Below are 9174 nucleotides of genomic sequence, written 5' to 3'. Positions count from 1 at the left end.
GACTCATCAACAGGCTACTGCATGATCTCCATACACCACATTTGACAATAGCTCACTGAACAGGCACAGCGAGGATATAGCCATTACCGCGCATGGTTTTGATGTAGTGAGGATACTTGCCACTGTCGCCCAATCGGCTTCTCAGACGACTAAGCTGCACATCAATGCCTCGCTCAAAAGGCAACGCTTCACGGCCTCTGGTCGCGAATGAGATAGTGTCACGGTCGAGAACTTCGTTAGGGCGAGTTAAGAACAACATCAACAGAGAAAAATCACTGCCCGACAAATCCATCTCTTCCGAGTTTTCATTGTGGGAAATTCGATGCGCTAACGTATCAAGCGTCCAATCACCAAAAACAATCTGTTTTGGCAATGCATCACTTGTCTTGTCATCCACCACTTGAACGCGGCGCAACAACGCTTTGATACGCGCCATTAACTGACGAGGGCTAAACGGCTTGGCAATGTAATCATCAGCACCAATTTCTAAGCCGATAATTTGGTCGGTTTCATCCGATACGGCAGTCAGCATGATGATAGGCACATTCGATTGCTTACGGACGCGTTGACACAAGGTAAAACCATCGTCACCGGGTAGCATCACATCAAGCAAAATCAGATCTGGATAACCTTGGTTTTGCAGATGAGCTTCTAGTTCAACACCATCTCCCACAGAAGAAACATCGAAACCAGATTTTGTGAGGTACTCTTCCAGCAGCTCGCGGATTTCTTGATCATCATCCACCACGAGAATTCGAGTATTTGTTGGCATCGCCCAAACCTATTAAATTTACAACTTATTCACATAGTGTATAGGCTGGCCGATTGTTTGATTATTGACATGTTTGTAAAGTTAGAAGAACAAACAGATAAAGATCACAACTTAGTGACCTCTATCTGAATCTTTAGGGCTTAATCCGCTATTGGTTGGTTATGAAGAGCAGCTGATCTCCATGGCTTTACCCCACTCAGGAGGTAGAGCCGCAAGGTATTCATAATCCGGGTGTTCCGCATAAGGGTCTGCCAGTACCACCATCAAAGCGTCAATATCGCTGCTATCACCGCGCTCTGCTTTGTCTATCGCTAGCTGAGCTAGGTAGTTTCTGAGGATGTATTTCGGGTTTACCTGTCTCATATTTTCGCAGCGCTCGACCACTGAGCTATCTTCCAATTCGCAGCGTTGTAAGTAGTTATCTACCCACAGTTTTGCTGCCTCTCGATCAATTATCAGATCAATCACTTCTTGTGGCGACAAGGTGTCTAGGTTCGATAGCGTTCTAAAGAACCTTGGGTAGTCGACTTTGTTTTGCGACATCAGCTCGAACATAGATTCAAACAAACGACTGTCGCCTTCTTGTTTCGAAAGTAGCCCCAACTTACGACGCATCATCTGACTAAAGTAACCGTTCATTTGCGGTTCGTACTGCTCTAAAGCCGCCTCTAAGTCGGCCTTATCCACCAGCGGAGAAAGTGAGTGAGCCAGTGCCGACAGGTTCCAAAGCCCTATTCTTGGCTGCTGGTTAAAAGCATAACGACCTTGGTAATCCGAGTGATTACAGATCAATCTTGGGTCATATTCATCAAGAAACGCGAACGGGCCATAATCGAAAGTTTGCCCGATGATCGACATGTTATCGGTGTTCATCACGCCATGAGCAAAACCATTCGCTTGCCACAACGCAATCATCTCCGCGGTACGGTCAACAATCTGATTAAACATAGCAGCGTAGGGTTTCTCTTCATCGAGACACTCAGGGAAGTGCCATTCAATGACTTTATCGGCCAGCAACTTATGCTCAACCAACTGATTGGTATAAAACAGATGTTCAAAGTGACCGAAACGGATGTGTGATTCGGCAGCACGCACCAACAATGCGCCCCACTCTTGCTTCTCTCGATATACCGGTGTGTCGCTGGTCATCATAGCCAACGCGCGAGTGGTTGGGATATTGAGCCCTGCCATCGCTTCGCTACATAAGTACTCACGAACGGTTGATCGAATAACAGCGCGTCCATCGCCCATACGTGAATAGGGCGTTTTACCGGCACCTTTAAGGTGTAAATCGAACGTTTCGCCACTTTTCGCGACAATTTGAGCTAATAACAGCCCTCTTCCATCACCTAAATCCGGGTTATAAGAACCAAACTGGTGGCCTGCGTATTTCATTGCTACAGGCGAAAACTGCTCAGGTTCAACATTGCCAGATAACGTTTCAAGCAATTCCTCGGAAGCATCATCAAATGACAAAAAACCGAGTTCATCCGCAAGCTTATGATTCCATGCGAGCCATTGGACATTGCTGATCGGTGTAGGTTGAATTGGGGTATAGAACAGTCGAGGTAATGCAGTAAATCGATTGTTAAATGAAATAGAATCCCAGACAGACATGAGAGATACACTGTAGATAAAAGATAACTTAAGATTATCACAGTTTCGTAACAACTTCAGAAGTGCGATGGCGTTTGTTTATAGAGGTAAGGTGATAAACCATTCCACAAGAAGAAAGTGGTGACTAGGAGTAAATTACTGGGGGATGCTTGCTAGAAGAAGATGACTAAGAAAAAGTTAAGTGGCTAGCCTGATGAGAAAAGCCACATTTATAAGAGAAAGAGTTCTGACTTTGAAGACTTTTTAACAAGTGATTTCATAATAAAAACTAAAACTATAGAGCCATGAAGCTGACTACATTAGAGCAAGAATACCCACTAGAGAAAGGGTAGAGAAAATCCAAGTACGACTGATTACGCCAAAGTTACTGTGTTGAATCATTTCTTGATGCTGCATATGTCTCTCCTTGAGAACGTGATGGTGTAACTACAATATATCGGCTTTTCGCCAAAAGCAGCAAGCACATTAATATTAACCTTTTATGACAGCATCAAGAATATTCTGTAACCATTCACCTCTCTGATAAAACAGAAAGTTATGCTCGACTGGTCGTCGAAAGCAGTGCGCCAGCCCCAATAAAGATACCTCCAGTGACACGATTAAAGACCTTGGCTCGACCTTTCGCAAACAACCAATTTGACGACTTCGCCCCCAAGTAGGCATACACCAATAACCAAGACAATTCCATCACTGCGAAGGTAAAAGCAAACACGGTAAACTGTGGTAATAGCGCAATTGAGGGATCAATAAACTGTGGGAAAAGTGCAGTAAAAAACAAGATAGCTTTGGGGTTACTCGCGCCAACAATAAAGCCACTTAAGTAATGCTGCGCAGCGCTTTCTTTGACAGATTGAGCACCGCCTTGTTGATCCGATAACTTGTCATAATCTTGTTGGCTAGAGCGCAGAGACTTCCAACCGAGGAAGATCAGATAAGCTGCACCAGTCCATTTTATGACATTAAATACCACTTCAGACGAAGCAATAATTACCCCTAGCCCGGTAAACGATAAAGTTAAAATACCAGTAATCGCAGTTAAGCTCCCCAAGGCAGTAAATATCGATAATTTAAAGCCAGATTGCACACCTTTGGTCATGCACAATAAAGAACTTGGGCCTGGTGATGCCGTTAAAATTAGCACCGCTAATAAATAATAAATCCATGTATCAAAGCTCATCGTGAATCCTCCTTAACTCACTAAAACGACTAAATATTAAACACCAATATGTAATAAGCCCTCATATTAATCAACTAAACATTGCGCTTAACGTCTTCGATATAAATGCAAACATCTTTAATCTAGGCAATAAAAAACGTTTCAAATCGAACGTCTTACTAGATGTCAGGTTCTAAGCTTACAGCCCTAAGATAGGGGCACTAACCTAATAATTGAAACCTAGTCTTTGTAGATAGAGAACTCATCAGCGCAAGCAACAAGCTGCTCACGAGTGATCATGAATACGCCATGACCACCGTTAGAGAATTCAATCCAAGTGAATGGAATCTCTGGGTACTGATCCATCATATGAACCATTGAGTTACCAACTTCACAGATAAGAATACCGTCGTCAGTTAGGTAGTCTGGTGCATTAGCTAAGATGCGACGAACCAATTTCAGACCGTCTGTACCCGCTGCTAGGCCAAGTTCTGGCTCGTGAGTAAACTCATCTGGCAGGCTGTTCATATCTTCTTCGTCCACGTAAGGTGGGTTAGATACGATCAGGTTGTATTTCTCTTTTGGCAAATCACGGAAAAGATCTGAACGGATTGGGAACACTTGCTGCTCCATGCCGTGATCTTGAACGTTCTGCTCTGCAACTTGCAATGCGTCAGTAGAGATATCAATCGCATCTACTTCAGCGTCTGGGAATGCGTGAGCACAAGCAATAGCGATACAACCACTACCCGTACACATATCCATGATGCGAGTTGGCTCTTCAGTTAACCAAGGTTGGAATTGAGCTTCGATCAGCTCACCAATTGGAGAACGAGGCACAAGAACGCGCTCATCAACGAAGAACTCAAGACCACAGAACCAAGCTTTGTTGGTTAGGTAAGCCGTTGGTGTACGATCATTAATACGCTTGATTACGCGCTCAACAATACGTAGACGTTCGCTGCTCGTTAGACGAGAGTTCATCACATGCGAAGGAACATCAATCGGCAGATAAAGAGTAGGTAAGATAAGTTGTACTGCCTCATCCCACGCGTTATCAGTGCCGTGACCATAAAATAGGCCCGCTGCGTTAAAGCGGCTAACAGTCCAACGAATCACATCTTGAAGCGTGTGTAGTTCTGATACCGCTTCTTCTACAAAAATCTTATCCAAAATTGTCTCCGAAAAGCGCTACAATACTGCTAATTACGTTTCTAATTAGAATTCATAACCTGATGAGCAAAAAAGACACCGACTTCGATGACGATTTCGCCCTGTTCAACGATGCAGTAAAGGGCGTTAAAAAGTTGCAACAGGATACCATAGTCCAGCAGCCAAAAAGAAATGCCAAGCAAAAAGAAATTACTCGAACGGCAAGACAAGCCAGTGATAGCGAGTTTTATTTCTCGGATGAGTTCATTCCGCATCTTAGCGAAGACGGTCCGACGCGTTATGCGCGTGATGATGTCTCTAAATATGAGGTCAAGCGCCTCCGTCGTGGTGTCTACGTGCCTGACGTGTATCTCGATATGCATGGTATGACTCAACAAGAAGCCAAACGTGAGCTTGGCGCGATGATTGCGCACTGCGTGAAAGAGAGCGTGGCGTGTGCCTGTGTTCAACACGGTATCGGTAAACACATCCTTAAACAGAAGGTGCCTTTGTGGTTAGCACAGCACCCAGACGTGATGGCTTTCCACCAAGCACCGTTAGAGTTTGGCGGCAATGGCGCGCTGTTAGTCTTGCTTTCGGTTCCTGAGAAGTAATTCTGGTTAACAAACTCTCTCTCACAAAAAAACAACAAAGGGCATCCCAATCATATTGAGATGCCCTTTCTAATTGTCTGCAACTTTGTCATCAAACAGAGCTCAACGAGCTTATGGATTGATGTTCCAAAGCAACTCACCTTTTTGTGTCTCAAGGTTGAAGTCGATACACGCTAGGCCCGAAGTGGGAAACATAGGCGGCGCCATGCCTGTTGCAAACTCTGCAGTTAGGTAGCCCACTAGAGGTAAATGAGAAACAAATAAAATGGTCTCTAGTTTTTCTACTTCAGCCATTGCTAAGGTCAAATCAAACACATCGTCGGACATTCCATAAGGCGTAATATCATCACAGGTTTCTACTTTCTTTCCAGAAAACGCCTGAGAGATCTCTAACCACGTTTCTTGTGCCCTTAAATATGGGCTCACCAGCACTTTATCGAATTGACTAATCCCCTGCTCATTTGCAGCTTGTGCCACAGCAAGAGAAGCCATTTTCCCGCGCTTGGTCAACGCTCTTTCTGCATCCGAGTTGGCAAAATGTTCTGCTTCACCGTGGCGCATAATGAATATTTTCATGTTCAATCCTGTCTTCGTAACATGTCGAAAGTCGATATATCCCATATATCAGCGAAACGCTACTTAGGTTTGGCTCTCAATCCAGAGAAACCGCAGTCAATATAAATAATTATATCAAGTCACTTGCCAAAGAGTTCGACTTTCTTAACAATCTTGTTAAAAGAAAATAAATTACTGATAAAAATCGATAAAAGTGATTTAGAAATCGCCAAAAAGCACTTCATATCCCAAAATATGATCACAAGGTTTGCACGCCGAATCATCGGGTACATAATTTAAAAACCACCTTCTCTGGAGATGCTCCTGTGCACTTAAGCCCAAATGATGAACATCAATACCGCTACATAACCTTAAATAACGGGTTACGTGTACTGTTAGTTCAGGATCAAAATGCTCAAAAAGCAGCAGCCGCATTAGCCGTCAATGTGGGGCATTTTGATGACCCTACAGACCGAGAGGGTTTAGCTCACTACTTAGAGCATATGCTATTTTTGGGAACTGAAAAGTATCCAAAGGTCGGAGAGTTCCAAAGTTTTATCAGCCAGCATGGCGGTAGCAACAACGCTTGGACAGGAACAGAGCACACCTGCTTCTTTTTTGATGTTGAATTGAATGCCTTTGAAACCGCACTCGATCGCTTCAGCCAATTTTTTACCGCTCCCCTTTTCAACGAAGAAGCGTTAGACAAAGAACGCCAAGCCGTTGACTCCGAATACAAGATGAAACTCAACGACGACTCACGACGCTTGTACCAAGTTACCAAAGAACTGGTGAATCACAATCACCCATTCTCGAAGTTTTCTGTCGGTAATATCGATACGTTGGGTGACAGAAACGGCGAGACGATTCGACAAGAGATCTTGGCTTTCCACCAGCAACAATACTCTGCTGACTTGATGACACTGACACTGTCTGGCAATCAGTCGTTAGATGAGATGCAAAGCTGGGTTGAGGATCGCTTTAGCTCAATCACCAATCACAACCTACAAGGCAAAAAGGTTGAAGTTCCGATTGTCGGCGAGTTAAGTACGGGTGTACAAGTCCGCGTTGAGCCGATTAAAGAAGTGCGCAAACTGATCTTAACCTTCCCGATGCCAAGCATGGACGAACACTACGGCGTTAAGCCTTTGTCGTTCTTTGCCCACCTTTTAGGTTACGAAGGTGAAGGCAGTTTGATGATGCAACTCAAAGAGAAAGGCTGGATAACATCTCTCTCTGCAGGTGGTGGCGCGAGTGGCAGTAACTACCGTGATTTCACAGTCAGTTGCTCATTGACCATAGAAGGTTTAACCAAAACCGATAACATCATCCAAGCGATATTTCAGTACATCAAGTTAGTCGAACAACAAGGCATAGAAGAGTGGCGCTACCTAGAAAAACGCGCCGTTTTAGAGTCTGCTTTCCGCTTTCAAGAGCCAGCAAGACCGCTTGATGTCGTCAGCCACCTCGTCATCAACATGCAGCACTACCAAGAGCAAGATGTGGTGTATGGCGATTACAAAATGTCGCATTTCGATGACGAATTACAGCGTTCTTTGCTGCCTTACTTAACCGTAGACAACATGCGAGCGACCATTGTTGCTCAGGGATTCGAGTATGACAGGGAAGCGAAGTGGTACTTTACTCCCTACTCGGTCACACCTTTTAGCGCTGAACAAGTTCAATGCTTTACGTGCATTAACCCCGGTTGGCAGTTTGAACTCCCAAGCAAAAACCCGTTTATTTGCTACGATCTAGACCCGACTGAACTGGAAGGTGACGCTAAGTTCCCACAACTGTTAGAAGAGCTCGACGGCTTTAAGCTGTGGCACCTGCAAGACCATCAATTTCGAGTTCCTAAAGGTGTGGTGTATGTCGCTATCGATAGCCCGCACTCAGTTGCTAGCCCAAGAAATATCGTAAAAACACGCTTGTGCGTAGAGATGTTCTTAGACTCACTCGAAAAAGATACGTATCAGGCTGAAATCGCCGGAATGGGCTACAACATGTACACCCATCAGGGCGGTGTAACGCTCACTCTGTCCGGGTTTAGCGAGAAACAGCCACAACTGCTCAATATGATTCTTGAACGTTTCCAAGCACGCGACTTTAGTCCAACACGCTTCGAAACCATCAAGCATCAATTGCTCAGAAACTGGAACAACGCGTCGCAAGATCGCCCTATTTCGCAGTTGTTTAATGCAATGACTGGGATACTTCAACCAAATAACCCGCCTTATTCCGTGTTAATTGAAGCCCTAGAAACGATAGAGGTCGATGAGCTCTCCTCTTTTGTTCAAGCAATCTTGGCGGAACTTCATGTTGAGATGTTTGTGTATGGCGACTGGAAAAAAGCCGATGCACACAAGATGGCTGAAACGCTAAAAGATGCACTGCGTGTTCAAGATCAGGCTTACGAAGAATCACTGCGTCCGCTCATCATGCTCGGTGAAAACGGCAGCTTCCAACGTGAAGTGGTGTGTAACCAAGATGATTCAGCAATTGTGGTTTATTACCAATGCCCTGATATTTCACCTAAAAATATCGCGCTGTATTCATTGGCAAACCATTTGATGTCGGCCACTTTCTTCCATGAGATACGAACCAAGCAGCAGCTAGGTTACATGGTCGGTACTGGCAATATGCCGCTCAACCGACACCCTGGTATTGTGTTGTATGTGCAATCACCGAATGCCGCCCCTGCTGACTTGTTAGCTTCAATAGATGAGTTCCTCAATGCCTTTTACATGGTGCTGTTGGAGCTTAACGACTATCAATGGCACAGCAGTAAGCGCGGTCTCTGGAATCAGATTTCGGCACCAGATACGACTTTGCGAGGGCGAGCTCAGCGCTTATGGGTTGCGATAGGCAATAAGGATGTTGAGTTCAACCAGAGAGAGCGCGTATTGGAAGACCTTAAGGGGTTAACTCGCTCAGACATGATGCGTTTTGTGGTTAGCCAGCTAAAACCACGCACGGCAAATCGCCTGATTATGCATGCTCACGGTAATGCTCATAATGAGGAAGAGAAGCTGTCAGCAGGTGTTGAAATTGGCTCTATTGATGAGTTTCAGTTACGCCCGAAAGATACTGAGCTAGGCTGATAAAGCTGGAATGAAAATCATAAGGTTGATGTGAAAGCATCAACCTTTTTTATTGGATGCAGCCCAAAAGCAGATCTCCTATTACGCTCCTTCGTCGCTTTAGGAGATGACGGTAGTTTTGATTGACGTGTGTTTGACCACCTTTCTAATGTAAGCGTCTTTAAATCGACTCATTGACTTTCAAGCCTCAACACAGATACCGCC

General features: G+C 44.7%; 7 protein-coding genes. 2 read left to right on the top strand and 5 right to left on the bottom strand.

Annotation, left to right across the window (positions count from 1 at the left end):
* Nucleotides 1-52 precede the first annotated feature (52 nt).
* The 4 genes from ACED46_RS20720 to prmB all read right to left on the bottom strand — a co-directional run bounded on the left by ACED46_RS20720 (nucleotide 53) and on the right by prmB (nucleotide 4718).
* Complete coding sequence (locus tag ACED46_RS20720; protein ID WP_371722338.1) at nucleotides 53-772, bottom strand: response regulator; 720 nt, start codon at nucleotides 770-772, stop codon at nucleotides 53-55.
* Nucleotides 773-931: 159 nt separating this feature from the next.
* Nucleotides 932-2389 carry a protein adenylyltransferase SelO gene (locus ACED46_RS20715; protein ID WP_371722337.1) on the bottom strand — a complete coding sequence of 486 codons (1458 nt, stop codon included), beginning with the start codon at nucleotides 2387-2389 and terminating at the stop codon, nucleotides 932-934.
* Between the two features lie 535 nt (nucleotides 2390-2924).
* On the bottom strand, nucleotides 2925-3566 hold the full coding sequence (locus ACED46_RS20710; protein ID WP_371722336.1) for a LysE family translocator: 642 nt from the start codon (nucleotides 3564-3566) through the stop codon (nucleotides 2925-2927).
* Nucleotides 3567-3785: 219 nt separating this feature from the next.
* Nucleotides 3786-4718 carry a 50S ribosomal protein L3 N(5)-glutamine methyltransferase gene (gene prmB, locus ACED46_RS20705; RefSeq protein ID WP_017060640.1) on the bottom strand — a complete coding sequence of 311 codons (933 nt, stop codon included), beginning with the start codon at nucleotides 4716-4718 and terminating at the stop codon, nucleotides 3786-3788.
* Between the two features lie 62 nt (nucleotides 4719-4780).
* Between prmB and smrB the strand changes: the two genes are divergently transcribed.
* Nucleotides 4781-5311, top strand: a complete 531-nt coding sequence (smrB, locus tag ACED46_RS20700; protein WP_017064096.1) for an endonuclease SmrB — start codon at nucleotides 4781-4783, stop codon at nucleotides 5309-5311.
* Nucleotides 5312-5422: 111 nt separating this feature from the next.
* Here smrB and sixA read toward each other — a convergent pair whose 3' ends face one another.
* Complete coding sequence (gene sixA, locus ACED46_RS20695) at nucleotides 5423-5887, bottom strand: phosphohistidine phosphatase SixA (RefSeq protein WP_017064097.1); 465 nt, start codon at nucleotides 5885-5887, stop codon at nucleotides 5423-5425.
* Between the two features lie 305 nt (nucleotides 5888-6192).
* On the opposite strand from sixA, the gene ACED46_RS20690 reads away from it, so the two are divergent.
* Nucleotides 6193-8970 carry an insulinase family protein gene (locus ACED46_RS20690; protein WP_102320194.1) on the top strand — a complete coding sequence of 926 codons (2778 nt, stop codon included), beginning with the start codon at nucleotides 6193-6195 and terminating at the stop codon, nucleotides 8968-8970.
* Nucleotides 8971-9174 lie beyond the last annotated feature (204 nt).

It is taken from the genome of Vibrio sp. 1S139, assembly GCF_041439475.1.
GTDB lineage: Bacteria > Pseudomonadota > Gammaproteobacteria > Enterobacterales > Vibrionaceae > Vibrio > Vibrio crassostreae_C.
This window is presented reverse-complemented; position numbering and strand designations above follow the sequence as displayed.

Excerpts from the sequence above, each read along its gene's own strand:
- ACED46_RS20720 (WP_371722338.1), bottom strand. The coding sequence starts at position 772 with ATGCCAACAAATACTCGAATTCTCGTGGTGGATGATGATCAAGAAATC.
- ACED46_RS20715 (WP_371722337.1), bottom strand. The coding sequence starts at position 2,389 with ATGTCTGTCTGGGATTCTATTTCATTTAACAATCGATTTACTGCATTA.
- ACED46_RS20710 (WP_371722336.1), bottom strand. The coding sequence starts at position 3,566 with ATGAGCTTTGATACATGGATTTATTATTTATTAGCGGTGCTAATTTTA.
- smrB (WP_017064096.1), top strand. The coding sequence starts at position 4,781 with ATGAGCAAAAAAGACACCGACTTCGATGACGATTTCGCCCTGTTCAAC.
- sixA (WP_017064097.1), bottom strand. The coding sequence starts at position 5,887 with ATGAAAATATTCATTATGCGCCACGGTGAAGCAGAACATTTTGCCAAC.